Source organism: Pseudomonas sp. MF5691 (assembly GCF_016405645.1).
GTDB classification, from domain to species: domain Bacteria; phylum Pseudomonadota; class Gammaproteobacteria; order Pseudomonadales; family Pseudomonadaceae; genus Aquipseudomonas; species Aquipseudomonas shahriarae.
Genome location: NZ_JAEKDC010000001.1, coordinates 447,734 through 474,329, shown reverse-complemented (window position 1 = coordinate 474,329; position 26,596 = coordinate 447,734). Strand labels below are relative to the sequence as shown.

The 26,596-nt window shown below is 58.8% G+C and carries 18 protein-coding genes; 10 read left to right on the top strand and 8 right to left on the bottom strand.

Annotated elements, in window-relative coordinates; all coding sequences use genetic code 11:
* Positions 1–12: 12 nt before the first annotated feature.
* Positions 13–1,044, bottom strand: coding sequence for an amino acid ABC transporter substrate-binding protein (locus JFT44_RS02225; protein WP_057438245.1), 1,032 nt, complete (start codon positions 1,042–1,044; stop codon positions 13–15).
* A gap of 345 nt (positions 1,045–1,389) precedes the next feature.
* Here JFT44_RS02225 and JFT44_RS02220 point away from each other — a divergent pair, with 345 nt between their 5' ends.
* From JFT44_RS02220 to JFT44_RS02210, 3 genes are all read left to right on the top strand, one after another.
* Positions 1,390–2,046: an alpha/beta hydrolase gene (locus JFT44_RS02220; protein WP_057958536.1), complete on the top strand. Its 657-nt coding sequence runs from the start codon at positions 1,390–1,392 to the stop codon at positions 2,044–2,046.
* 96 nt (positions 2,047–2,142) lie between these two features.
* The gene (rhlB, locus tag JFT44_RS02215) at positions 2,143–3,615 is read left to right on the top strand and encodes an ATP-dependent RNA helicase RhlB (RefSeq protein ID WP_115128943.1); all 1,473 of its coding nucleotides are present in this window, start codon (positions 2,143–2,145) and stop codon (positions 3,613–3,615) included.
* Positions 3,616–3,760: 145 nt separating this feature from the next.
* The gene (locus JFT44_RS02210) at positions 3,761–4,888 is read left to right on the top strand and encodes an FAD-binding oxidoreductase (RefSeq protein ID WP_169989499.1); all 1,128 of its coding nucleotides are present in this window, start codon (positions 3,761–3,763) and stop codon (positions 4,886–4,888) included.
* 24 nt (positions 4,889–4,912) lie between these two features.
* On the opposite strand, the gene JFT44_RS02205 is transcribed toward JFT44_RS02210, so the two are convergent.
* The 7 genes from JFT44_RS02205 to JFT44_RS02175 all read right to left on the bottom strand — a co-directional run bounded on the left by JFT44_RS02205 (position 4,913) and on the right by JFT44_RS02175 (position 16,150).
* The gene (locus JFT44_RS02205) at positions 4,913–9,715 is read right to left on the bottom strand and encodes an RHS repeat-associated core domain-containing protein (protein ID WP_198830311.1); all 4,803 of its coding nucleotides are present in this window, start codon (positions 9,713–9,715) and stop codon (positions 4,913–4,915) included.
* Between the two features lie 39 nt (positions 9,716–9,754).
* The gene (locus JFT44_RS02200; RefSeq protein ID WP_198800077.1) at positions 9,755–11,740 is read right to left on the bottom strand and encodes a hypothetical protein; all 1,986 of its coding nucleotides are present in this window, start codon (positions 11,738–11,740) and stop codon (positions 9,755–9,757) included.
* Between the two features lie 230 nt (positions 11,741–11,970).
* The gene (gene moaE / locus JFT44_RS02195; protein WP_057958531.1) at positions 11,971–12,423 is read right to left on the bottom strand and encodes a molybdopterin synthase catalytic subunit MoaE; all 453 of its coding nucleotides are present in this window, start codon (positions 12,421–12,423) and stop codon (positions 11,971–11,973) included.
* Positions 12,424–12,425: 2 nt separating this feature from the next.
* Complete coding sequence (gene moaD / locus JFT44_RS02190; RefSeq protein WP_057438235.1) at positions 12,426–12,668, bottom strand: molybdopterin converting factor subunit 1; 243 nt, start codon at positions 12,666–12,668, stop codon at positions 12,426–12,428.
* Complete coding sequence (gene moaC, locus JFT44_RS02185) at positions 12,665–13,138, bottom strand: cyclic pyranopterin monophosphate synthase MoaC (protein ID WP_057438233.1); 474 nt, start codon at positions 13,136–13,138, stop codon at positions 12,665–12,667. Before moaC ends, moaD begins: the two co-directional genes overlap by 4 nt.
* A 169-nt stretch (positions 13,139–13,307) precedes the next feature.
* Complete coding sequence (locus JFT44_RS02180) at positions 13,308–14,702, bottom strand: PhoH family protein (protein ID WP_057438231.1); 1,395 nt, start codon at positions 14,700–14,702, stop codon at positions 13,308–13,310.
* A 323-nt stretch (positions 14,703–15,025) separates the two neighbouring features.
* The gene (locus tag JFT44_RS02175; RefSeq protein WP_169959730.1) at positions 15,026–16,150 is read right to left on the bottom strand and encodes a polysaccharide deacetylase family protein; all 1,125 of its coding nucleotides are present in this window, start codon (positions 16,148–16,150) and stop codon (positions 15,026–15,028) included.
* A 147-nt stretch (positions 16,151–16,297) separates the two neighbouring features.
* Between JFT44_RS02175 and yaaA the strand changes: the two genes are divergently transcribed.
* From yaaA to algG, 7 genes are all read left to right on the top strand, one after another.
* Positions 16,298–17,077, top strand: a complete 780-nt coding sequence (gene yaaA / locus JFT44_RS02170) for a peroxide stress protein YaaA (RefSeq protein WP_198830310.1) — start codon at positions 16,298–16,300, stop codon at positions 17,075–17,077.
* Between the two features lie 812 nt (positions 17,078–17,889).
* Positions 17,890–19,206 carry a nucleotide sugar dehydrogenase gene (locus JFT44_RS02165; RefSeq protein ID WP_057438225.1) on the top strand — a complete coding sequence of 439 codons (1,317 nt, stop codon included), beginning with the start codon at positions 17,890–17,892 and terminating at the stop codon, positions 19,204–19,206.
* 83 nt (positions 19,207–19,289) lie between these two features.
* Positions 19,290–20,771, top strand: coding sequence for a mannuronan synthase (alg8, locus tag JFT44_RS02160; protein WP_162947770.1), 1,482 nt, complete (start codon positions 19,290–19,292; stop codon positions 20,769–20,771).
* Between the two features lie 37 nt (positions 20,772–20,808).
* Complete coding sequence (locus JFT44_RS02155) at positions 20,809–21,978, top strand: alginate biosynthesis protein Alg44 (protein WP_057958527.1); 1,170 nt, start codon at positions 20,809–20,811, stop codon at positions 21,976–21,978.
* A 164-nt stretch (positions 21,979–22,142) separates the two neighbouring features.
* Positions 22,143–23,522, top strand: coding sequence for an alginate biosynthesis TPR repeat lipoprotein AlgK (algK, locus tag JFT44_RS02150; protein WP_181818305.1), 1,380 nt, complete (start codon positions 22,143–22,145; stop codon positions 23,520–23,522).
* Complete coding sequence (locus JFT44_RS02145; RefSeq protein WP_057438224.1) at positions 23,519–25,006, top strand: alginate export family protein; 1,488 nt, start codon at positions 23,519–23,521, stop codon at positions 25,004–25,006. The genes algK and JFT44_RS02145 overlap by 4 nt, the downstream gene beginning before the upstream one ends.
* Positions 25,006–26,595: a mannuronan 5-epimerase AlgG gene (algG, locus tag JFT44_RS02140; RefSeq protein ID WP_198800080.1), complete on the top strand. Its 1,590-nt coding sequence runs from the start codon at positions 25,006–25,008 to the stop codon at positions 26,593–26,595. Before JFT44_RS02145 ends, algG begins: the two co-directional genes overlap by 1 nt.
* Position 26,596 lies beyond the last annotated feature (1 nt).

The following is a 26,596-nucleotide window of genomic DNA, read 5'->3' as shown; positions in this document are numbered from 1 at the left end:
AACCATCAGCGATCAGCGCACAGGAGGTGCGTATTGAATGCCACCGTTGTTCCACAGCGCGTTCAGGCCACGGTCGATTTCCAGCGGGGTGCTCTTGCCCAGGTTGCGCTCGAACACTTCACCGTAGTTACCGACCTGCTTGACGATCTGGACCACCCAGTCCTTCTTCACTTTCAAGTCTTTGCCGTATTCGCCGTCAGCGCCCAGCAGACGGGCAACGTCCGGGTTCTTGGTGGCCTTGGCTTCAGCCTCGACGTTTTTCGAGGTGATACCGGCTTCTTCAGCGTTGAGCATGGCGTAGCCCACCCAGCGCACGATGGCCAGCCACTCGTCGTCGCCATTACGCACGACCGGGCCCAGGGGCTCCTTGGAAATGGTTTCCGGGAGGACCACGTAGTCTTTCGGCGCGGCCAGCTTGCTGCGCTGGGCGAACAGTTGCGACTTGTCGGAGGTCAGCACGTCGCAGCGCCCGGACTCCAGGGACTTGGCGCTTTCATCGGAGGTGTCGAAGGTGATCGGGGTGTACTTGAGGTTGTTGCCACGGAAGTAGTCGGAAACGTTCAGCTCGGTGGTGGTACCGGCCTGGATGCAGATGGTTGCACCGTCCAGCTCCTTGGCACTTTTCACGCCCAGCTTGTTGTTGACCAAAAAGCCGATGCCGTCGTAGTAGGTGATGAACCCCGGGAATTTCAGGCCCATGCCCGCATCGCGGGAGCTGGTCATGGTGGTATTGCGCGAGAGGATGTCGACTTCGCCAGACTGCAGCGCGGTGAAACGCTCCTTGGCATTCAATTGGCTGAACTTGACCTTGGTCGCGTCGCCGAACACCGCAGCGGCCACAGCGCGGCAGTAGTCAGCGTCAATCCCGAGGATCTTGCCGCTGGCATCCGGCACCGAGAAACCCGGCAGGCCGTCGCTGACGCCACATTGCACAAACCCTTTCTTCTGCACTGCATCCAGGGTGGCACCGGCCTGGGCCAGACCACTGATCCCCAATACGGTCGCCGCAGTCACGATGGCCAGGGTGGACTTCAATACCTTCATTCAAACCTCCAGTTGCTCTTGTTGTGTCGGAGCTCGAACCTCTGCGCACCCTTATGAGGCGATATCGACCCGTGTTGGCTTTTTTTGGGGTCAAGCAGCAAGAGGCTGTCGCTGTCATTGCAGCGGCTATCCCAGAGGCGGTAGTCACTGATAGTGTTACCGTCCCCGGATAGTTCTGACATCGACCTACACATAGCAAGCGCCGTACCAGAGTGTCAGCCGAGTCGTTTCAGCCCAGGATCAATCGCAAAACAGTCAACCATGCGACATCTTGTTAACTGAGCCGCCTTGCACGAACTGCCTTGTCGCATCTCTTCGGCGCGCACGCACATTTATGGAGCAAACATGACCGACCCCTTGATTCTTCAGCCCGCCAAGCCCGCAGACGCCTGCGTAATCTGGTTGCATGGCCTGGGTGCCGATCGCTACGACTTCTTGCCAGTGGCGGAGGCGTTGCAGGAAACCTTGCTGTCCACGCGCTTTGTATTGCCCCAGGCTCCGACCCGTGCGGTGAGCATCAATGGCGGCTACGAGATGCCAAGCTGGTACGACATATTGGCCATGACCCCGGCACGGGCCATCAGCCGTGAACAGCTGGATGAGTCGGCAAAAATGGTCATTGATTTGATCGACCAACAAAAAGCCAGCGGAATAGACGCCTCGCGCATTTTCCTTGCCGGCTTCTCCCAAGGCGGCGCGGTGGTCCTGCACGCCGCCTTTATGAAATGGCAGGGGGCCTTGGGTGGCGTGCTTGCCCTCTCCACTTATGCACCGACGTTCAGCGATGAACTGGAACTGTCCGCCAGCCAGCAGCGCATTCCGGCCCTGTGCCTGCACGGCCAGTACGATGAAGTGGTGCAGAACGCCATGGGCCGCAGCGCCTATGAGCATTTAAAGCAGCAGGGTGTCACCGTGACATGGCAGGAATACCCAATGGGTCACGAAGTGTTACCCGAAGAGATCCGCGATATCGGTCAATGGCTAAGCCAACGGCTTGGCTAAAAAACCGCCATTGTGTAGCCGCGTGTCCAACGCACTACGCCGCGCCCGATTCTTGCATTACACTGGCCGGCGTACATTCCTTAACCAATTGATGAGATGACCGTGCTCAAAGCACTCAAGAAGATGTTCGGTAAAAGCGAGGCTGAACCACTCGCCCCTGTTCCCAGCGCCCCGGCCCAAACTTCCGGCAGCCGCAATGACGGTAAACAGCCTGGCCGAACCGCGCCCGTTGCCTCGCCAAAACCAGCGCCTGCCACGCCTGCCGCCCCGGCTCCAGCCGCCCAGCCCGTAGAAGAACCACCGCGCGTAGAAAAACCGCGCCGCGAACGTGCGCCAAAACCGGTGGTAAAGCCGTGGAAACTGGAAGACTTCGTGGTTGAGCCCCAAGAGGGCAAGACCCGCTTTCACGACTTCAAGCTGGCCCCGGAACTGATGCATGCCATCCAGGACCTGGGCTTTCCATACTGCACGCCGATCCAGGCCCAGGTACTGGGCTTCACCCTGGCCGGCAAAGACGCCATTGGCCGCGCCCAGACCGGTACCGGCAAGACCGCAGCGTTCCTGATCTCGATCATTACCCAACTGCTGCAAACCCCGCCGCCCAAAGAGCGCTACATGGGCGAGCCACGGGCACTGATCATCGCCCCGACCCGGGAGCTGGTGGTGCAGATCGCCAAGGATGCCGCCGACCTGACCAAGTACACCGGCCTCAACGTCATGACGTTCGTGGGCGGCATGGACTTCGACAAACAGCTCAAGCACCTGGAAGCGCGGCACTGCGACATCCTGGTCGCCACCCCGGGCCGTTTGCTGGACTTCAACCAGCGTGGTGACGTACACCTGGACATGGTTGAAGTGATGGTGCTGGACGAAGCCGACCGGATGCTCGACATGGGGTTTATCCCACAAGTGCGTCAGATCATTCGCCAGACCCCACCGAAAAACGAACGCCAGACCCTGCTGTTCTCCGCGACCTTCACCGAAGACGTGATGAACCTCGCCAAGCAGTGGACCACCGACCCGTCCATCGTCGAGATCGAGGCGCTGAACGTCGCCAGCGAAAACGTCGAACAGCATATCTATGCGGTGGCCGGTGCCGACAAATACAAGCTGCTCTACAACCTGGTCAACGACAACGGTTGGGAGCGGGTCATGGTATTTGCCAACCGCAAGGACGAAGTGCGGCGCATTGAAGAACGCCTGGTTCGCGACGGCGTCAATGCCGCGCAACTGTCCGGCGACGTGCCGCAGCACAAACGCATCAAGACCCTGGAAGGCTTTCGCGAAGGCAAGATCCGCGTGCTGGTGGCCACCGATGTGGCAGGCCGCGGGATTCATATCGACGGCATCAGCCACGTGATCAACTTCACCCTGCCGGAAGTGCCGGACGACTACGTACACCGTATCGGCCGTACCGGGCGTGCAGGCGCTGCCGGTGTGTCGATCAGCTTTGCCGGGGAAGACGATTCGTATCAATTGCCGTCGATCGAAACCTTGCTGGGCCGCAAGATCAGCTGCGAAACGCCGCCGACGCACTTGCTGCGTCCCGTAGAGCGTAAACGCCCTTAAGCTGGAATGCGGTAAAAGATGTGGGAGCGTGCTTGCTCGCGAACGCAGTGAATCAGTCAATATGTCCAGAGACTGACACACCGCATTCGCGAGCAAGCCCGCTCCCACATTTGCTTTCAGCGCTTTCACATTCAAGGAGGAACACATGAACCAGGCCGACTACATCATCATCGGCGGCGGTATTGCCGGTGCCTCCGCCGGCTACTGGCTGTCCCGACATGCCCGCGTCATCGTGCTGGAGCGTGAGTCCATGCCGGGCTATCACTCCACTGGCCGCTCGGCCGCGCTGTATATCGCCGCCTACGGTACCTCGCAAGTGCGCGCCCTGACCCTGGGCAGCCGCGACTTCTTCGATCACCCGCCCGCAGGTTTCAGCGAGTATCCGTTGCTCACGCCCCGTGGCGAACTGCTGGTGGACCTGCTGGGCGATCCTGACGAACTGCAGCGCCAATACCTGAGTGCCAAGGCCCTGGTACCCGAGACGCAGCTGCTGAGTGCCGAGGAGGCGCTGCACAGGCTACCGATCCTGCGCCCGGAAAAAGTCCACGGGGCGATCTACGACCCGACGGTCTGCGACATCGACACCGACGCGCTGTACCAAGGCTATCTACGTGGTATCCGGCGCAATGGCGGAGAAATCCACACCGACAATGAAGTGCAGAAACTGACCCGCGACGGCGAGGGCCAGTGGCACGTGCGCACTTCGCAACAACGCTTCAGCGCCCCGGTGATCCTCAATGCCGCCGGCGCCTGGGCCGACACCATTGGCGAGCTGGCCGGAGCGCGGAAGATCGGCCTGCAACCCAAGCGGCGCAGCGCCTTTATCTTCGCGCCCCCCGCCGAGGTGAATAGCCACACCTGGCCGGAACTGGCGGCCCTCGACGGCTCGTTCTACATGAAGCCCGACGCCGGCATGTTCCTCGGCTCACCGGCCAATGCCGACCCGGTGGCGCCCCACGACGTGCAACCCGAAGAGCTGGACATTGCCACGGGCATCTATCACATCGAACAAGCCACCACCCTGAGCATCCGCCGCCCGACCCGCACCTGGGCAGGGTTGCGCAGCTTTGTCAGCGATGGCGACCTGGTGTGCGGGTTCGATCCACAGGTCGAGGGTTTATTCTGGGTCGCGGCCCAGGGCGGCTATGGCATCCAGACCTCACCGGCGATGGGCCAGGCCAGTGCGGCATTGGTTCGCCACCTGGCGTTACCCGAGGCGTTGCAGCGTGCCGGCCTGACGGAGGCGATGTTATCACCCCGGCGCCTGGGTTGATTGCAGGCACGGTGCCCTGCTGGATCATCCTTGATACAACTGCGCAATGATGGGCTGGCGAATGCGCGACGCCTCGTCTCTGAATGCCTGGTAATAGCCTGCACTGCTGGCCGGCATATCCACCAGGCGACTGCCCGTGGCTTGCGGCTGGGGATGGGCCGAACCGGGAGCACCTGGCACGGGTTGGGCAGGATCGCCACCACCCGAGCCTGCCGATGTGGTTCTGGCCTCTACCGAGCGACCAAAGTTGGTACTTCTCAATACGAAACGGGTGACCCCGTAAATCTTGCTGAAGCTAGTGATTCCCTGTTTATCGGTGAACTTATAGCTCAAGCCCAGCATCCGCTTGCCAGCCGCCAGAAAGCTGGCCCCCAGTGGGGCGTCAAAAAAGCTGCTGTACTTGACAAAGTCCTTGGCCGTGCTGGCCTTGAGAGCCGCAGTGTAGGCCATACTTGCCGACGTGTAGGCCCCCGCAAAGCTAACTACCCATGACGCCACAGAGAACCCGAAAGATGCCCACCCCAGGTTTTGGATGTGGTGCGAACGGTCCCAACCCATCGCCCTGTCGACCTCAGCGATACTCAAGGCTGCGACACTAAGCGTTCCCCCAACCACCCCCAACGATGCAGCCCCCAGCAGCGCCGCCTTGGAAGCAACAACCATCCCCGCCGCAGATGCCGCCGCCGTTCCAACTGCCGCCGCATATGCCGCTACCGCGGTAACAAATCCGGGAGCCGCAAAACCTACCGTCACTATCGACAACACCAGCGCAACTCCGGTCAATACCCACTTCAACCAGTTCGGCAACAACCCGCTGGGGTCCATTAGGTTGACCGGATTACCAGCACAGTAGGCATAGCTGTTGATCCCCCCCTCGTCAAAAGGGCTCAGCGGATCAGGCTGCAAGAACATCATCAGGTGAGGATCGTAGACCCGTTGACCGTTGCCGAGAAAGTAGAGGTTGATCGCCGCATCCAGCCGTTGACCATTCAACGCCGGCAGTTGCAGATCAGCCATGCTACGGACCTTGCCGTCATCCAGCGGGATTTTCGTATCGCCGTAGGGCGTGTAGTGTCGCCGCACATGGGCCTGGCCTGGGGCCGATACGCCGCGCACGCTACCGCTGGCATCGTTCATATGCAGTTGCAGCCCGTCGACGCCCCCGCTGCGTGCCATCACCTCATCCCCGCCGTCGGCGTAGCGGATCTTTTTATTGCCTTCAACCAGAGTCTCCAGCCGGTCGCCGGCGTATGCCAGCATCACCGGCGGCTCACTGCCCCGGGACGCCAGTACCTGGCGGGCCTCGGCATCGTATTGGTAGCTGTACTTGAGGGGACCGGCCTGCACTGTGGTCAACTGCTCAAAACCATTGTAGGTATAGGCCTGGCCCGCCGGGTGTGCCTGCAAGTTGCCCGCCGCGTCATACGTCAGTGTGACATCCTGCGCCGGGCGTGTATGGGTCAGCCGGGTCAGTTGAGTGGGATCGGCACCGGTAAAATAACGCTCGCAGGTGTCTTGCGTGCTGTCGGCAAACGTCGTGACAACCCGAGTAATGTTATTGAGGCTGTCAAAGCTGAAATCCTGCCCGACAATGCCACGCCCCAGATGATCCTTGGGGTGTTCGGGCCCCGTGCAGCGATAGGTCTTGAGCCGCAGAAAGGCATCGTAGGTGAAGGTCTCGCCGATCACCAGGCGTGAGCCGGCGTCCTTGAGTTCCCGTGTCGCCAACATACTGTTGAGGTGATACGTGCTGGTCATGACCTGGAACAGCGCACCGTTCTGCTCGAAGCGGCGCTCGGCTTCCCGACCCAGCGAGTCATAGGACAGCTTGGTAACGACTCGCGTGCTTTCATAGGCGGTGCTCAGGACATGCGGCCGGCCCAATGTATCGTAGGTTTGCTCGATGACCATGGCGCCAGTGGTCATCTTGGAGAACCGCCCGAACACATCGTACTCAAGCTGGCTGGACTGGCCGTCGGCGGAAGTTTGCTGCAGCAGGCGCCCGCCAGGGGAATAGCCATACTGCGAGGTCAGGACGTTGCCGTTGGCGGTTTGGATATCCTTTTCAGGACGGCCGTTGGCATCCATAACGAACTCATGGATCAAGCCATTGGTCTCGGAACGTGTCATAGCACCGGTAACCGGGTCATGCCGGTAGGTGCTCGCCGGATGGTCCGACATCTCAATCCGAGTCGGCACATCCAACTCTGTGTCATAAGTCAGGGTCTGGCGAACCCCACGGGAGGAAACCATGGTGAACGGTTCCATCTCTCCGGCCTTGTACTCCCAGGTCGTGGCCTGCCCCAATGCCCCACGCGTCTGGCTGGTCATTCTGCCGAGGCTATCGTAGGTACGGGCCCCCAGCCGCTTGTTGTCGACCGTAAAAGCACTGGCCAATTCACTGCTGGTGCCGGGGGCGTAATCCGTTTTACGCAGCCGATGAGGAGTGCCATCTATTGGTTTTTGAAGGGTCGTCAGCACCCGGTCGAACACGTCATAGGTCAGCTCAGTGGACGTTTTATTGACATCCACTGCCGTCACGCAGCGCCCCAAGCCATCGTAGGTATACGACGCCAGCTCCACTTTATTATTGTTGGCATCCAGGCGCTCCACCTTCATTGGCTGGTTATGCGTATTGAAATAGGTCAACAGCCGTTCACCGCCAACCACGCCCTCCTCGGTAAGATTGAGCCGCGGGTCATACTCGTTGATGACAACACGGCCATCGGCGTGGGTGACGCGGCTGGCGTTGCCCCACTTACTGTAGGAGTGGACGCTGCGCAACGAGCGTTGCCCGTTGGTCACGTAGTCGCTCTTGACCACTTCCACAGTTTGCCCAAGCGCGTCATAACGCCAAGTGCAGGCGACTCGCTCCTGGCTCGAGCCGATCAATTGTGCTTCGGACACCTGGCGTCCGGCACCGTCGTAGTAGGTAATCGTCTTGTTACCTTGCGCGTCCGCGGTAATCAGATGGGCACGCTTATTCTCTTCGGCAAAATGGTAAGCGTATTGCCGGGTCGCTTTCTGCGGCGCTCCAAGAGCTACGGTTTCTGCGGTCAGCCGGCCATTGACGTCGTACGCCAGGCCCATCGTGCTGCCGCCATCTCGCGTTAACGACAACAGGCGTCGACTGACCATCGAAAGCGTGCGTTTTGCCTCAAGCCATTGATTTCCTTGTTCTTCGCGCCCTTTCAACCGTCGGGTTTCGATCAGGTTATCGCCTTCAATGACGTAACTGAAATCACTGGTCAACAGCTGCCCGCCGACCGTACTGGTGCTGCTCTTCAACCGGCCAGCCAGCGCCACAGGGGTTTCGTAGTAAGTCTGCTGCATCACTAGCACACCAGCCTGGCTGCTCGATTGCTGTAGCACAAAATAACTACTGCCCGTCTGGGGGACGCGCGTATGGGTATATTCCGTGAGTCGCGCGGTAGGCGTGCCTCCTACAGGTACGAGTCGCTCTTGTTTGAGGTAGCGCTGGAACAATTTGTGGGGGTCCGCCGGGCATTTTCCGCTTTCGCCGGCAATCGGGTAATAACTGTATTCGGTGCGAATGCCAGAGGGCTCGGTGCGGCTGAGTTCGTTGCCATAATCATCGGTTTCGATCTGCTGGATCTCTTCCCTCGAGGTGCCACCAGCTACGAGTTCATAGCGATTGGTAACGGTTTTGGGCAGTTGGAAGTTCGCGGGCTGGCTGGGAAATAGACCGGGGAGCGTGTTATAGGTGATATTTACTTTACTGCGCGTTCCCTCGCGTAGGACCTGCTTTTCGGTCAACAGGTGAAACTTATTGTAGGTGGTACGAGTGACGCTCAAGACCGTATTGTTATTGGCCGCGTCAATGCTTTTCTCCTCAGTCCAATAGTCATAGGCGCCGCTAATCAGATACAGGTTGTCCTCACCCTCTTTGAAACCACCCGCATAAGGGAACCCCGTGAAGTTCTGCCCTGGACTGTAATCATAAGTCCGGATCATTGGAGGTTGATTGGCACCTGGAGTCTGCGTCCAACTGGACACACGGGGGATGAATTGGTTGTTGCCATATTGATGACCGTTTTCGGTATAGTTGATCTGCTCAGTTCCGCCCATCGGCGTTTGCACCCGCTCAATCGCAACCAAGCCATTACGAAACGGCGTCCTGTATACAAACGTATAGGCAGCAACCCCCGGCGCACCACTACGATCGTAAGGCGCAGTGACACCTGTAAGGCGATCATTGATCTGTGTAAATCGCGTACGCGCATAACGCCCCCCCTCGACACGTCTATCAGCCGTTTGCAGGCGCCCACTCGCGTAGGTCAGTAGCAGCAACTCTTCCTGTTTGTGATTGAGGATACGCTCAAGAGAACCACCTGGGGCATAGCCGAATCTGAAGACCTCACCATTTTCAAATATTATGGAAGTAATTCGATAAGGGAGCGTACTACTGGTACGCTCCAAAACTTCAATCGTGCCATCCCGATAAATCACATGCAGCGTGGTTTCATTCGTTCGCCTTACCACTAGATCTTTAAGTTTTCGATCCTTGAAAACCATCGTTCCGCCAACAGAAGGCATACCTTGCGTCTTAAATCGCTCGCCGCTAATCAACGTGAGTTGCGCACTGGAAAGGTCAAATTCCGTATTACTCAGGCGCCACCCCAACCCATAAGGTACACGGCCAGGCTCAAACATTGAAAATAACAAAACAATACTGCGACTGACCTCGAGAGGCCCCTCAGGAGATAATTGAGCCAAATTGATTTGGGCACCATACTGACCTGTTCGTGGATCGACGGAACCGTTCAAGTACGAGGAAAAATTAAATGCGTTGGAATAGACATTCATGGTAAGCACCTGTTCTGAAGACGAGACGCACAAATCTAATCAGCTCTCATAATCCAACAACTCAATATTTTGCCTACTTCCACGCATAGTATATACATGCATGCAGCCATAATTATCGACTAGTCGCCAAGGTGTGTTGCCCTCCCCTTCAAACATGGGGAGCTCAATGGAAACCCATAACGCACGCATAATCGTATTTACTCGATTAAATCTCAGAATATGATAATTATCTGACAAGTTTTCATGTATCTCATCAAGAGAGGGGCTTGACCCAGGCTTATCGTGGCCCACTACAACTCCGCCTTTTCTATCAACTCCACCGGACCCATTAACAAAAGACGTCTGAAAGTAACGCCCCTCCCAAGGGACCCACATGGGTGCGTCTAACCCCATTTGGGAGATAAACCTCACCCCAGGCGGGGGCAACCAATACCAAACATCAATATCGGTCTTCGTATTGTGGTTCCAATAAGCGTGATCCACAGTAAGTATAAGATCACGAACTCTCACTCGATAAGGCTGCCGAGGCGAGATATTCACCCAAGCATTAAACTTTGAATCCCCTTCGTTAAAATTCGTGGTATAAACTTTACCATCTATAATTATCTTAGCCATAAGCCTCCGACTCTCCATTGAAGCGCCGGTTTCCAAACGCATAAATCGCTCAACTATCTCTATAGTATCCAGCGCCCCACTCTTTTGTTGCGTAGTGTTCTCCCCAATTCCGCCCCCCTCTGCGTCTTGTATCTCTCGAATCCAAAGTCCGGTATCATATATATTTTTCACGGTATCGCAGGACCACCCCCCCGGTAGAGGCTGGTTCACATTTGGAGAATATAATGTGACCGCTACACTGGCTTTTTCATCCTCCCGCAGGAGCGTGCTCTCCCAATTACCATTAATCCCTTCCTGCACCATAGTGACTTCAATAAGAACTTTGCACTGATGCCGGCCATTGGCATACAGCGCGTCAGTAGAATCCTGACCATTAGCAAGGACGATGTGGAAGTGCTGAGGTCGCCTTGCTAACTTAACGGGCTCCACCGTCAGACGATTGCCACTTTCATAGGGAACTATTTTAAATACATGAAGATTCCCATAGTTATCCCGCAACCGCCACTTGCTATTCAAAACCTCATGCGGAAGGTCCGGAATCTGTGTAGTAAGTTTAACCGCGCACATAACACGATTACTTATCCGATGAATCACTGGATCCTCACCTGGATTTACAACTGGAAGATACTGGTGAACCATACTCAACCGTAAAGTACTGCTCGCAGACCCAGAGAAAACCCCTCCTTTATAATTACCCGAAAGTCCATAAGACGTCTGAAAGGAGGTCCCTTCATTTGGCACCTCCACTGACTCATTCAACCCATAATTATGAACAAACCACAAACCATTAACACCTTCCCAATAGTACATATCAATATCAAGAAGCCCTGTAATATTTAAAGCATCATAATCAACAATCAAATCAAGCTCTGTAGAAAGCAATACTGGGGGCACCGTGGGCTTGATAAATACCGACGACTTAAAATCAGTCGGATATTCGGAATAGCTGTTAGTAACCGTCTCTCCGTCCAACACAATAGTCGCCATGAACTGTACAGCCTTGAGAGAGACATTTTCCTCAAGGCGCATATAACGCCTGACAATCTCTACCCCCGCGTCAACAACCGTATTGTTTGGCAGACTCTCGCCGAGTTCTTCCCCAGTACGATTCCAGAGTCCTGGATCATATTCGTTCTTCTGCGTATCGCAACTCCACCCGCTGCCTACACTGGCATTATCCGCGATAGAAACAGGCACGATTTTTACACTCGCCCGCTCACTATCGGTTAAGGAGGCTTGACTCCAGACACCTTTTTTCCCCAAAACCTGCTTTAAAACCTCAACTACAACTTCAACTTGATGATGCCCATTGGCATAAAGTGCATCCGTATAGTCAGTGCCATCAGCAAACCTGACCTTAAAATGCACAAGCCGCATATTATGTGATTGCCTGATCATCTCGTTCTCCAAAAACCACATCCATCGCCGTAGCGCGAACTTTCTCGAAACCAAATTCGAGCTGAAATTCCACGAACTTAGATATCGAACACTTAGGGAGATTAGAGACCAGGAAAAAAGAGAAAGTAACTGTTAAAAATGACAGTTAATTAGCTGAAATAGAAATAACTTAATGAACCTTTATAACTATAAACCACAGCCATGACTGCGTGTTCTTGCAAGCGCCACCCAATGATAAACAATCAGGCTTTCCAGCGACCCGCCGCCGCATGATCACTCTCTCGCCCCTCAACCCACCGCGCCCCCTCACTGGTGTTCTCCTTCTTCCAGAACGGCGCCCGGGTCTTGAGGTAGTCCATCACAAACGCACAGGCATCAAACGCCGCCTGGCGGTGGGCACTGGCGGCCGCGACGAACACGATGGGTTCGCCGGGCTCCAGGGCGCCGATGCGGTGCAGCACTTCGAGCTTGAGCAGCGGCCAGCGCTGCTCGGCTTCGACGGCGATCTTGGCCAGGGCTTTTTCGGTCATGCCGGGGTAGTGTTCAAGGAACATCCCCGCCACATCGAGGCCATCGTTGAAATCGCGTACATAGCCGACAAAGCTCACCACCGCACCCACACCCACGTTGGCCGCGTGCATGGCGTTGACTTCGGCGCCGGGGTCAAAGGGCTGGGCTTGCACACGAATGGCCATGGTCAGCCTCCGGTCACGGGCGGGAAGAAGGCGACTTCGTCACCGGCCTGCAAAGGCTCGTCGAGGGAGCACAGTTCCTGGTTGCGCGCACACATCAGGCTGGCCTCGTTGAGCACCTCGAAGCCCGCATCAGCCGCCAGTGCCAGGCGCACGGCATCGACCGTGGCGAAGTCGCCTTCGACCTCCAGGGAGTCCAGGCCTATCGCCTCGCTGTAGCGTGCAAAAAACAGTACGTTGATGCTCATGCCTGGTCCGCCTTGAAATGCCCGCTTTTGCCGCCGAGCTTTTCCAGCAGGCGGATGTTCTCGATGGTCATGCCACGGTCCACCGCCTTGCACATGTCGTAGATCGTCAACGCGGCAACACTGGCGGCAGTCAGTGCTTCCATTTCCACGCCGGTCTGCCCGGACAGCTTGCAGCGGGCGATGATGTGCACGGTATTTTCCCCTTCGGCTGCCAGCTCAACCTTGACGCCCGTCAACATCAGCGGATGGCACAGGGGGATCAGGTCGCTGGTCTTTTTCGCCGCCTGGATCCCGGCGATGCGCGCCACGGCGAACACGTCGCCCTTGGGATGGGCGCCGTCGACAATCATTTGCAGGGTCTGGGGCAGCATGCGCACCCGCGCCTCGGCCACGGCTTCGCGGAACGTCACGGTTTTATCGGTGACGTCGACCATATGGGCACGGCCCTGGGAATCGAGATGAGTCAGCACGGGGATACTCCTGATCAGAAGCCCCGATTGTAAACCCAACGCAGATCAAAAGGTGGGAGCAGGCTTGCCTGCGATAGCGCAGTGTCAGTCACCAACGCCATCGCGGGTAAGCCCGGCTCCCACAGGAATTGAGGTGAACCGGGCGATGGAGGTATCGCCCGGTTTCGGATTACAGGTGGGATTCGGCGTATTCGGCCAGAATCGAGCGAGGGACACCCTGCAAGGCGATGTGCACGCCGTTCGGGAAATCCTTGAAGCGTTCCGTCAGGTAGGTCAGCCCGGAGCTGGTCGCGGACAGGTAGGGAGTGTCGATCTGTGCCAGGTTGCCCAGGCACACCACTTTGGAACCGGCGCCGGCACGGGTGATGATGGTTTTCATCTGGTGCGGCGTGAGGTTCTGGCATTCGTCAATCAGAATCAGGCTCTGCTGGAAGCTGCGACCTCGAATGTAGTTGAGGGATTTGAACTGCAACGGCACTTTGCTGAGGATGTAGTCGACGCTGCCATGGGTGTTTTCGTCATCCATGTGCAAGGCTTCGAGGTTGTCGGTGATCGCCCCCAGCCACGGCTCCATTTTTTCTGCCTCAGTGCCGGGCAAAAAGCCGATCTCCTGGTCCAGGCCCTGCACGCTACGGGTGGCGATGATGCGCCGATAACGCTTGGTGACCATGGTCTGCTCGATGGCAGCCGCCAGGGCGAGGATGGTCTTGCCCGAACCCGCCGCGCCGGTCAGGTTGACCAGGTGGATGTCCGGGTCGAGCAGCGCGTACAGCGCCAGGCTCTGGTAGATATCACGCGGTTTCAGGCCCCAGGCTTCCTGGTGCAACAGGGGCTCCTGATGCAGATCGAGGATCAGCAGCTTGTCGACCTGGATCTCTTTGATCCAGCCCACGAAGCCCTGTTCGTCGATGATGAATTCATTGATATGCACCGCCGGCAGGTTGTCGGTCAGTTGCACCTGGTGCCAGGTGCGGCCATGGTCCTGGCGGGTCTCGACCTTGCTCACGCGGTCCCAGAACGAGCCGGTCATGGTGTGATAACCCCGGGACAGCATCGACACATCGTCGACCAGCTGGTCGGTACTGTAGTCCTCGGCAGCGATCCCACACGCTCGTGCCTTGAGGCGCATGTTGATGTCTTTGGTCACCAGCACCAGGCGCAGGTCCTTGTCGCGCGCGTGCAGGTCGATCAGTTGGTTGATGATCTTGTTGTCGTTGAGGTTTTCCGGCAGCAGGCTGTTGGGCTCGCTGCGCTTGCTCATCAGGATCGACAGCAAGCCCTTGGGCCCGCTCTTGCCACGCTGGATCGGGACGCCGACTTCCACATCATCGGGCGAGGCCTCGCCCAGGGTCTTGTCAATCAGGCGGATCGCCTGGCGGCATTCGGCGGCAACGCTGTGGTGCCCGCTTTTGAGTTTGTCGAGCTCTTCAAGCACGATCATCGGGATGGCGACGTGGTGTTCTTCGAAATTGAGCAACGCGTTTGGATCGTGAATCAATACATTGGTATCAAGCACATAAAGGATTGGCTGGTCGGAAGAAGGGTTACGTCCATGATCATCCATACTCGGTCACCTTTGTGGGAGCCAGTCGACGCAATACCACAACAGTGCTGCGCCTCGATTCGAGCGCCGAATACACCGCAAAGGGAGTCTGGGAAGACGCCACCTGTGGTGCAGGTTTCGGCGATCTGACTTCGTAATACCGCAAAACCCATGACAGGAAAAAGCACTTTGACGCTTTTTTGAAGTTTATTTTTCAGGATGACGAATAGCACTGGCGGGCCGCCACGCACCCCGCTAAAGTCGGAAGTCCGCCTGCATCGAAATGTCGCAGCAAATCACCCCAAAAAACCCTCATCCCCAACAGGGCCGGGCTTTTGCCCTTTTCAGCGAAACGCTTCCCGACAATCCTGCCAACCCAGCCCACTTTGCGCCGTTGCCTGTAGCAACAGCGGCAATGCGACCCGCGCCTTGTCCTGGGTGTCGTGGAACACAATCACCCCTTTGCGCCACAACAACATCAGCGTCAGCACCCGCTGAGCCGACTCGTCGGCCTTGAGCAGGCCCGGTTCATCCTGGGAGTCGATATCCCACAATGCCACTTGCAGGCCCTGGGCCTGGAAAAAGCCCTGGCTGTCAGCCCGGCGCTGGCCATAGGGTGGGCGGAACAGCGGCACGTAGTTTTCCGGCAGCAGGTTCTGGGTCAGCGACGCACTGCGGGTGATCGAGCTTTGCCAGTCGACCCAATGGCTGTGGGAACGGTATTGCCAGCCCTGGATACCCACGCACTGACCCTGGTACAAACCCTGCACATCGACGGCCGAGGTTTTCTCCAGGCGGGTTTGCAGGCTGTTGCCCAGGACAAAGAAGGTGGCTGTCATTTTCTGCTTGCGCAGGTAGTCGGCCAGCCAGTCGGTCTGACCGCCCGGCGGTGACGGGCCGCCATCGAAGGTCAGTAAAAACAGGCGGTCGTTGAGTTCATCGCCATTGCGCTCGAAATCCCCAAAACGCGCCACTTCGCTGCCGATCTGCGGGAACAGCGCGGCCTTGCGCAGCAGCTCATCCAGGTAGCGCTGGTGAAACGCGCGACTGGGACCGGCCCAGCCTATATAGAAAGATTGCTCGCTCACCTCGAACTTGCCGGCTTGATCGCGCAGGTCGTCGAGGTTGTCCACCAGATAGCAGAACGAGGCGTCCTGTTCGCAGCTTTGCTGGGCGAACATGTAGTTCTCCAGCAACCGCTGCCAGAGGTGGCGGCGCAGGTCGTCGATAGCGCCCTGGTTGACGATCTTCAGCCCCAGGCGCTGCTTGAGGGCCGGTTCATCCAGGGCCTCGCTGGCCAGCAGCGCGTTGGCGAACATGAGGATTTCGGCGCGTGATGCCACATCAAACAGCGCCGGGCTGCTGAGTTTTTCCGGCCAGGTGCCACGGTCCAGGGTCGCGACATCCACACTGGCCGCCTGGGCGCCCAGGCACGTCAGCCAGGCGCACACTAAAAGCGCAATTCGCACAACAGGTCTCCCCCTCCTGATTCGTCGGCCACTATAGCCGATCACTATCCTCCCACAGGGATAACCGTATGGCAGCTATTGGCGTGATAGGTGGAGTCCAACGCCCCAACCCCCTAGAATCCCCCGACGATTACAGGAGACGACTTCATGCTGACGGTGATTTCCCCCGCCAAAACCCTCGATTTCGAGACCCCGCCGGTAACCCAGCGCTTTACCCAGCCACAATACCTCGACCACTCCCAGGAGTTGATCGAGCAGTTGCGCGAGCTGAGCCCGGCGCAGATCAGCGAACTGATGCATGTTTCCGACAAGATCGGCGGCCTCAACGCCGCACGTTTCGGCAGCTGGACCCCGGCCTTCACCCCGGCCAATGCCAAGCAGGCGCTGCTGGCCTTCAAGGGCGACGTCTACACCGGCCTCAATGCCCAGACCTTCAACGACGCCGACTTCGCTTACGCCCAGGACCACCTGCGCATGCTCTCGGGCCTGTACGGCCTGCTGCGTCCCCTGGACCTGATGATGCCGTACCGCCTGGAGATGGGCACCAAGCTGGGCAACGCCCGTGGCAAGGACCTGTACGCCTTCTGGGGCACGCGGATCAGCGAATGGCTCAACGAGGCCCTGGCTGAGCAGGGCGATGATGTGCTGCTGAACCTGGCCTCCAACGAATACTTCTCGGCGGTCAAGCGCCCGGCCTTGAACGCGCGGATCATCAATACCGAGTTCAAGGACCTGAAGAACGGCCAGTACAAGATCATCAGCTTCTACGCCAAGAAGGCCCGGGGCATGATGAGCCGCTTTGTCATCGAAGAGCGCATCAACGACACGGCGCAGCTCAAGCAGTTTGATGTCCAGGGTTATCGCTTCAGTGCCGAGCAGTCCAAGCCGGATAACCTGGTATTTTTGCGCGATCACGCACCGGAGTAGGTCGCCAGTACAGCGCAAATCCGATGTGGGAGCTGGCAAGCCTGCTCCCACATTTTTTCCGTATTTCAAATGCGGAATCGTCATTACTTTGACGTCAAAAATATTTCTTCAGATTTCCTAACGTTTCTTTCACTCGACATTCGTCAGATTTTTTCGTAGTGGCACCACTTTTTTCAAACAGTAGTGGCACAAAACTATATCCCCGCGTCAACTCCCTATAACCACTAGCCCAATCCGCAAGTGCTATCAATATAGTACTAGTGCCATCTTTCCTAATATTTCAAGAAATTTCCAGAAACAGGATGAGCGGCCAGGAACTATGTCCTTCAGTGCCGCTCATACCACCGGTAACGATTATCTCTGTTCTTGTGCGATATGACTTACACAGCGACCAACGGAAGTAGCAAAGTTGTCATATTCAACTTTGACCCTTCGGTCTAATTAACAACTGTTTAGTTGAGGGCGGGCGACAAGGTTGCATGACCATCCCCTACAAGGCCAAGGCTGAGCCTACCCAAATGGGTCAGTGAGACAACCCAATGCGTTGATAGATAAGGGCTTTATGTCCATATCAAGGCGTTGCGGCACTGACGCCAGACCCTTCTCACCGAAGGCTGGCTGCATTTCAGGGCAAGCCCCAACAATAAGGCCAAGTTGCGCACAACTTGAGTGCATTAGTTAGTCACTCGACTTTTAACATGCCTGCACATGGCAATGCTGTGTCTATTCACCGCATTACCTAGTGCATGAGTGACGCTTGAAAACATGAACTCCGGCCATCTAATGGCGTGATAAAGATAGAGGTAAATGCGATGCGCATCAGCATATTTGGTTTGGGTTACGTGGGCGCAGTATGTGCCGGTTGCCTGTCTGCACGGGGCCACGAAGTGGTCGGCGTAGACATTTCCAAGGATAAGATCGACCTGATCAACGCGGGCAAATCCCCCATCGTTGAACCCGGCCTGGGCGAACTGTTGAGCCAGGGCATTGCCACCGGCCGCTTGCGCGGTACCACCAACTTCGCCGACGCCATCCGCGATACCGACCTGTCGATGATCTGTGTCGGCACGCCGAGCAAGAAAAACGGCGACCTGGAACTCAACTACATCGAGGCGGTATGCCGCGAGATCGGTTTTGTCCTGCGTGACAAGACCACCCGCCACACCATCGTGGTGCGCAGTACCGTGTTGCCCGGCACCGTGGCCAACGTGGTGATCCCGATCCTCGAAGACTGCTCCGGCAAAAAAGCCGGCGTCGACTTCGGTGTCGCGGTCAACCCGGAGTTCCTGCGCGAATCCACGGCCATCGCCGACTACGACCTGCCACCGATGACCGTGATCGGTGAACTGGACAAAGCCTCCGGTGATGTCCTGCAATCGCTGTACGAAGAACTCGATGCGCCGATCATCCGCAAGGACATCGCCGTTGCCGAGATGATCAAGTACACCTGCAACGTGTGGCACGCCACCAAAGTCACCTTCGCCAACGAAATCGGCAACATCGCCAAGGCCGTAGGCGTCGATGGTCGCGAAGTGATGGAAGTGGTCTGCCAGGACAAGACCCTCAACCTGTCCCAGTACTACATGCGCCCCGGTTTTGCCTTCGGCGGCTCGTGCCTGCCAAAAGATGTGCGCGCCCTGACCTACCGCGCCAGCACCCTGGACGTGGAGGCGCCGCTGCTCAACTCGCTGATGCGCAGCAACGAATCCCAGGTGCAGAACGCTTTCGACATCGTCTCCAGCCACGACAAGCGCAAGGTCGCCCTGCTGGGCCTGAGCTTCAAGGCCGGCACCGATGACCTGCGTGAAAGCCCACTGGTGGAACTGGCGGAAATGCTTATCGGCAAGGGCTTCGACCTGAGCATCTACGACAGCAACGTCGAATACGCCCGTGTGCATGGGGCCAACAAGGACTACATCGAAGGCAAGATTCCCCACGTGTCGTCCCTGCTCAACTCAGACTTCGACGATGTGATCAACAACAGCGACGTGATCATCCTCGGCAACCGCGACGAGAAATTCCGCGCCCTGGCCCAGCAAGCCCCGCACGGCAAGCAAGTGGTCGACCTGGTGGGCTTCATGTCCCAGGCCACCAGCGTCAGTGGCCGTACCGAAGGCATTTGCTGGTAACAGCAACGGCAAGTTTCAAGCTGCAAGTGTCCTGATCCCCAGCGCTTGCAGCTTGAAGCCTTCTTCACCTTCGGATGACGCTTATGTCCAAGTTAAAACACGTACTGCTCCAATCCGCCGGCTGGCTGGTCTTTCTGAGCCTGCTGATGGGACTCGCCCTGCTGCTGCCGGCGAGTACGTTCGACTCCGAGTCGAAGAATTTTATTTTCCTGATTGGCGCCGTGGGTATCTGGCGCTACTCGATGGGTGCTACGCATTTCTTTCGCGGCATGCTGTTCCTGTACGTGGTCTACCCGCACCTGCGGCGCAAAGTGCGCAAGCTGGGCAAGGCGGCGGACCCGTCCCATGTGTTCCTGATGGTTACCAGCTTTCGTATCGACGCATTGACCACGGCCCAGGTCTACAGCTCGGTGATCCGCGAGGCCATCGAGTGCGGTTTCCCCACCACCGTGGTCTGCTCCCTGGTGGAAATGTCCGATGAGCTGCTGGTCAAGAGCCTCTGGGAAAAGATGAACCCACCGGCTCACGTCAAGCTCGACTTCGTGCGTATCGCCGGTACCGGCAAGCGCGACGGCCTGGCCTTCGGTTTTCGGGCGATCTCCCGCCACCTGCCGGACGACCGCGCCGTGGTGGCGGTGATCGACGGCGACACCGTGCTCGCCGAAGGCGTAGTGCGCAAGACCGTGCCGTGGTTCCAGCTGTTCGGCAATGTCGGCGGCCTGACCACCAACGAGTTCTGCGAAGTGCGCGGCGGCTACATCATGAGCGAGTGGCACAAACTGCGCTTCGCCCAACGCCACATCAACATGTGCTCCATGGCCCTGTCCAAGCGCGTGCTGACCATGACCGGACGCATGTCGGTGTTCCGTGCCAGCGTCGTCACCGACCCCGGTTTTATCGCCGACGTGGAAAGCGACTCGCTGCAACACTGGCGCCTGGGCCGTTTCAAATTCCTGACCGGCGATGACAAGTCCAGCTGGTTCAGCCTGATGCGCCTGGGTTACGACACCTTCTACGTGCCCGATGCGGCGATCAACACCGTGGAACACCCGCCGGAAAAGAGCTTTATCAAGGCCAGCCGCAAGCTGATGTTCCGCTGGTACGGCAACAACCTGCGCCAGAACTCCCGGGCCCTGGGCCTGGGCATGGGCCGCCTGGGTCTGTTCACCAGCGTGGTGCTGTTCGACCAGCGCGTGTCGATGTGGACCTCCCTGCTCGGCCTGACCGTGGCGATCATCGCCACCTTCAAGTACGGCGGCGCGTTCATCCTCGCTTACCTTTTGTGGATCGGCATCACCCGCCTGATCCTGACCCTGTTGCTGTCGTGCTCGGGGCACAAGATCGGCCCCGCCTACCCGGTGATTCTCTATTACAACCAGATCATGGGCGCGCTGGTGAAGATCTACGTGTTCTTCCGCCTCGATCAACAGTCCTGGACCCGCCAGGACACCAAACTGACCCGCGATTTGGCCAGCTTTCAACGTTGGTTCAACACCTGGTCGTCTCGGACCATGACCTTCTCCGCCGGCAGCATTTTCGTCGCCGTGTTGCTGATGATGGTCTGACCCTGCCAAGCCTGAATTAACTTAAGGAAATGCCCTGATGAACAGTCAAGTAAACGCCAATGTTGTCCACGAATCCGAAGCCCAGCGCCAACACGCCCGGGTGAAAATCCCGGCCAAGCTGCGCTTCTTCGGTGCCGACCGCACGCCCATGGAAGTACGGGTCATCGACCTGTCCGCCGGCGGCCTGGCCTTCAATGCCGCCCAGCAACCGCTGAAGGTCGGCGATGTGCATAAAGCGCGCCTGCAGTTTGTCATCGACAACCTCGGCCTGGCGATGGACGTGGAGCTGTTGATCCGCTCCCACGACCGCCAGACCGGCCGCACCGGCTGCCAGTTCCAGAACCTGGATGCCCAAGATATTTCCACCCTGCGGCACCTGATCACTTCGCACCTGTCCGGCGATATCGTGACCATGGGCGATGTACTGGCGACCCTGCAGCGCGACAACTTCACCAAGGCACGCAAGGTCAAGGACAGCGGCAGCGGCATGAGCGCCTTTGGTCGCCTGCGCGCCGTGACGTTCAGCCTGGCGATCTTCCTGGTGGGCCTGGCGGCATTCGGGTTTGTGTTCAAGTCGGTGTATGGCATGTACTTCGTCAGTCATGCCCAGGCCGGCCTGGTCAGCGTGCCGGGGATGAACGTCACGATGCCCCGCGACGGCACCGTGCAAAGCCTGATCAAAGACCACGGCGTTGCCGCCAAAGGCGCGCCACTGGCGACCTTCAGCACCAGCATGCTGGATGTGCTCAAGGGCCACCTGGACGAAGACCAGCTGCAACCGGCCAAGGTCGAAGAGCTGTTCGGCAAGCAAATGACCGGCACCCTGACCTCCCCTTGCGACTGCATCGTCGCCCAGCAACTGGTGGCTGATGGTCAATACGCGAGCAAGGGTGATGTGATCTTCCAACTGGTGCCGCGCGGCAGCCAGGCGAATGTCGAGGCGCGCTTCTCCTATCGCCAGTTCGGCGACGTGCGCCCAGGCACCCCGGTGAGCTTCCAGGTCGCCGATGAAGAACAGACCCGCACCGGCACCATCGTGAGCAGCACCAGCCTCAACAGCGCCGACCTGTCCTCGGATATCCGCGTGCAGATCAAGCCCGATGCCCCGCTGGACAGCGCCTATGCCGGCCGCCCCGTGGAAGTGACCAGCGACCGTGGTCCGTCCCTGAACTGGCTGATTGATAAAGCCATGGCTGCTGGTTTGTAAGCGAGGATTTGCCTGTGAACCCTATTTCAAGAACAACACAATCCTTGTGGGAGCCCACTTCTGTGGGAGCCGGGCTTGCCCGCGATGGCATCGACTCGGTGCAGCAGATACACCGCGGCGATGCCATCGCAGGCAAGCCAGCTCCCACAAAAGCTCGCTCCCCCTTGCGACCTGTGGCGCTGCTGGCATTGGCCGTCACACTGGCCGGTTGCGCCGGCCTGCCCGACCAGCGCCTGGCCAATGAAGCCCTCAAGCGTGGCGACACCGCCACCGCCGCGCAGAACTACCAGCAACTGGCAGAGCTGGGCTACAGCGAAGCCCAGGTCGGCCTGGCCGATATCCAGGTCGGCAGCCGTGACCCGGCGCAGATCAAGCAAGCCGAAGCCACCTACCGCGCGGCTGCCGATATCTCGCCCCGCGCCCAGGCCCGTCTCGGTCGCCTGCTGGTGGCCAAGCCCGGCGCCACCGAAGCCGAGCACCGCGAAGCCGAAGGCCTGCTGAAAAAAGCCTTTGCCAATGGCGAAGGCAACACCCTGATCCCGCTGGCCATGCTGTACCTGCAATACCCCCACGATTTCCCCAGCGTCAACGCGCAGCAGCAGATTGATAGCTGGCGCACCGCCGGCTACCCGGAAGCCGGCCTGGCGCAGGTGCTGCTGTACCGTACCCAGGGCACCTACGATCAGCACCTGGATGACATCGAAAAAATCTGCAAGGCCGCGCTGAACAGCACCGATATCTGCTACGTCGAACTGGCCACTGTCTACCAGAAGCGCGAGCAACCGGAGCAACAGGCCGAACTGCTCAAGCAGATGGAAGCCGGCTACAGCCGTGGCACCGTCAGCGCCCAGCGGGTCGACAGTGTGGCCCGTGTGCTGGGCGATGCCTCATTGGGCAAGACCGATGAAAAAAGCGCCCAGGCCCTGCTGGAAAAAATCGCCCCTGGCTACCCGGCGTCCTGGGTCAGCCTCGCGCAACTGCTCTACGACTTCCCGGAACTGGGCGACGTCGAGCAGATGATGAAGTACCTCGACAACGGCCGCGCCGCCGACCAGCCCCGCGCCGAGTTGCTGCTGGGCAAGCTCTACTACGAAGGCAAGTGGGTGCCGGCCGATGCCAAGGCCGCCGAAGCCCACTTCCAGAATGCCCAGGGCCGGGAAGTGGCCGCCGATTACTACCTCGGCCAGATCTACCGCCGTGGCTACCTGGGCCAGGTCTACCCACAAAAAGCCCTGGATCACTTGCTGACGGCGGCGCGCAACGGCCAGAACAGCGCCGACTTCGCTATCGCCCAGCTGTTTTCCCAAGGCAAGGGCACCCAGCCCGACCCGCTCAACGCCTATGTGTTCAGCCAATTGGCGAAGCGCCAGGACACGCCGCAGGCCAATGAACTGGCCGCGCAACTCGAACAACAACTGCCGCCCGCCCAGCGCGCCGAGGGCCAGCGCCTGCTGCAACAAGAGCTGGCCGCCCGTGGTGCCTTGAGCCAAAGCACGCTGCAACTGCACGCCCTGCAAGAAGAAGACGGCGAGGAATCCCTATGAAACTCAATCCATTCGTCAAGGCCGGTATTGGCCTGACCTTCGCCCTGCTGTGGTCGTGCCCGACCCTGGCCGCGCTGACCGAAGACAAGAACTTCGGCCTGGACGTGAAAGTCACCGGCCAGTCCGAAGACGACCGCGACCTGGGCACGCAAAAAGGCGGCGACGTCAACGGCATCGGCCTGGATGTGCGCCCGTGGATCTACGGTGAAAGCGGCGCCTGGAGCGCCTACGCCATGGGCCAGGCGGTGGCGTCCAGCGACATCATCGAGACCGACACCCTGCAACAGTCCGATGGCGACACCACCGAGCAATCGAGCAACAACGACCGCAAGACCAAGAAAAACTACCTGGCCCTGCGTGAGTTCTGGGTCGGCTACAGCGGCTTCACCCCCTACCCCGGCGAGATCCTCAAGCTGGGCCGCCAGCGCCTGCGCAATGATGACGGGCAATGGCGCGACACCAACATCGAAGCGCTGAACTGGACCTTCGACACCACCCTGCTCAAGGCCAATGTCGGCGCCGCCGAACGCTTCAGCGAGTACCGCACCGACCTCAAGGAACTGTCCCCCGAAGACAAGGACCGCCAGCACTTCTACGCCGACGCGGCCTACCAGTGGACCCCGGGCCATTGGGTTGGCGTGCGCGGTCATCACAGCCATGACGACGGCAAGCTCGACTACCCGCAACCGGGCGTGGCCGCCGATTCGCTGGACAAGCGCCAGAACGGCGACCTGACCTGGCTCGGCATTGAGGCCAACAGCGACGCTTATAACTGGCGCAACACCAACACCGTCAACTACTGGGCCAGCGTCACCGGCATGCAGGGCGACCGTAGCAACGTCAACGCGCTGAACGCCGACGGTAGCCGCCCGGCCAACGCCAAGCGCAATACCGATGTGGATGGCTGGGCCACCGACCTGGGTGTGCGCCTGCGCCTCGACCCGCAGTGGCAAGTGGGTGCGGCCTATGCCCGCGCCAGTGCCGACTACGAGCAGAACGGCCTGCAAAGCAACCGCTCGAACTTCACCGGCACCCAATCGCGGATGCATCGTTTTGGCGAGGCGTTTCGCGGCGAGATGAACAATATGCAGTCCATGAGCCTGTTCGGTTCCTGGCAGTTGCGCGATGACTACGACGCCAGCCTGGTCTACCACAAGTTCTGGCGTGTGGACGGCAACAAGCCAGTGGGCAGCAATGGCATCGACGCGGTGCAGAACAACTACGACGACGTCACCGGCGCCGTGCTGTCCAGCGCCTCCCTGCCCCTGGAAGACGGTAAGAAAGACCTTGGCCAGGAGATGGACCTGGTGGTCACCAAGTACTTCAAGAAGGGCCTGCTGCCCGCCGCCCTCAGCCAGTCGATCGACGAACCGTCGGCCCTGGTGCGCTTTCGTGGCGGTGTGTTCAAACCGGGCGACGCCTATGGCAAGCAAGTCGACTCGTACATGCACCGCGCCTTTGTCGATGTGATCTGGCGTTTCTGATGGGAGCCTGCGCAATGAATCCTCACGCCCTCAAAGGCTCGGCCCTGCTCGCTGCGGCAATGCTGCTGGCGTGCGCCCCGGCCTTTGCCAATGTCGAGCCGCAGGTCAAGGCGCCCACCCTCGCCAAGGAACTGCAACAGGCCAAGACCTACACCATCACCAGCCCGCCTACGGCGCCGCTGGAGATGGCCAAGCCGCCGCTGCCGGACCTCTCGGGCTACACCGCCGAAGCCGTGGCGAAAAAAATCGTGCGCAGCAAGGCCGGCAAGGTCAGCGTGCGCCGGATGATGCAGGAAAACGCCCTCAAGGACTTTATCGGCGGCGACAACAAGATGGCCGAATGGGTGGTGCGCCAGCACGGCATTCCCCAAGCGATCTTTATCGACGACGGCTACATGAACCTCAAGGACCTGCTCAAGAAGGTGCCCAAGCAATACCTGAGCGAAACCTCGCCCGGCGTGTTCCTGGCCAGGCTGCCGATTGTGGTCGGCGAAAAAGGCATCCTCGAAATCGACGGGCAGACCCAGGAATTGCGCCTGTCCCAGGAAGCCGGCTCGTTCCTGGTCAACGACGGCCAGCTGTTTGTGCGCGACACCAAGATCACCGGCTGGCGCGAGAAAACCAACGGCCCGGCGACCTTCCGCTCGCCCACGGAATTCCGCCCGTTCCTGCTGGCCTGGGGCGGTACCCAGACCTATATCGTCAACAGCAAGATGGCCAGCTTCGGCTATGCCAACAGTAAGTCCTACGGCGTGAGTATTTCCCAGTACACGCCGAACATGGCCAAGGTCCTCAAGCGCCCGGAGCCGACCGGCTGGATTGTCGATTCCGAGTTCTCGGACATGTGGTACGGCTTCTACTGCTACGAAACCACCGGTTTTGTGATCAAGGGCAGCACCTACAAAGACAACATCGTCTACGGCATCGACCCCCACGACCGCTCCCACGGTCTGATCATTGCCGACAACACCGTGTACGGCACCAAGAAGAAGCACGGCATCATTATTTCCCGTGAAGTCAACGACAGCTTCATCTTCAACAACCGCAGCTACGACAACAAGCTGTCGGGCCTGGTGATCGACCGTAACAGCGTGAACAACCTGATCGCCGACAACGAGATCTACCGCAACCACACCGACGGCATCACCCTCTATGAGAGCGGCGATAACCTGTTGTGGGGCAACAAGGTGATCAGCAACCGTCGCCACGGCATCCGTGTCCGTAACAGCGTGAACATCCGCCTGTACGAGAACCTCGCCATGGCCAACGGCCTGACCGGGGTCTACGGCCATATCAAGGACCTGACCGACACCGACCGCGACATCGCGCTCGATCCGTTCGACACCAAGGTCTCGCTGATCGTGGTTGGCGGCGAGCTGGCGGCCAATGGCAGCGGGCCGCTGTCCATCGACTCGCCGTTGAGCATCGAGCTGTACCGCGTGTCGATGCTCGCGCCGACCAAATCCAGTGGCATCAGCTTCTCCGGCGTTCTAGGTGAGCGCCAGGAAGAGATTCTCGACTTGCTGGTACGCCAGAAAAAAGCCGTGCTGATCGACCCTGTCGAACGCCAGACCCCATTGCAGGACTGAG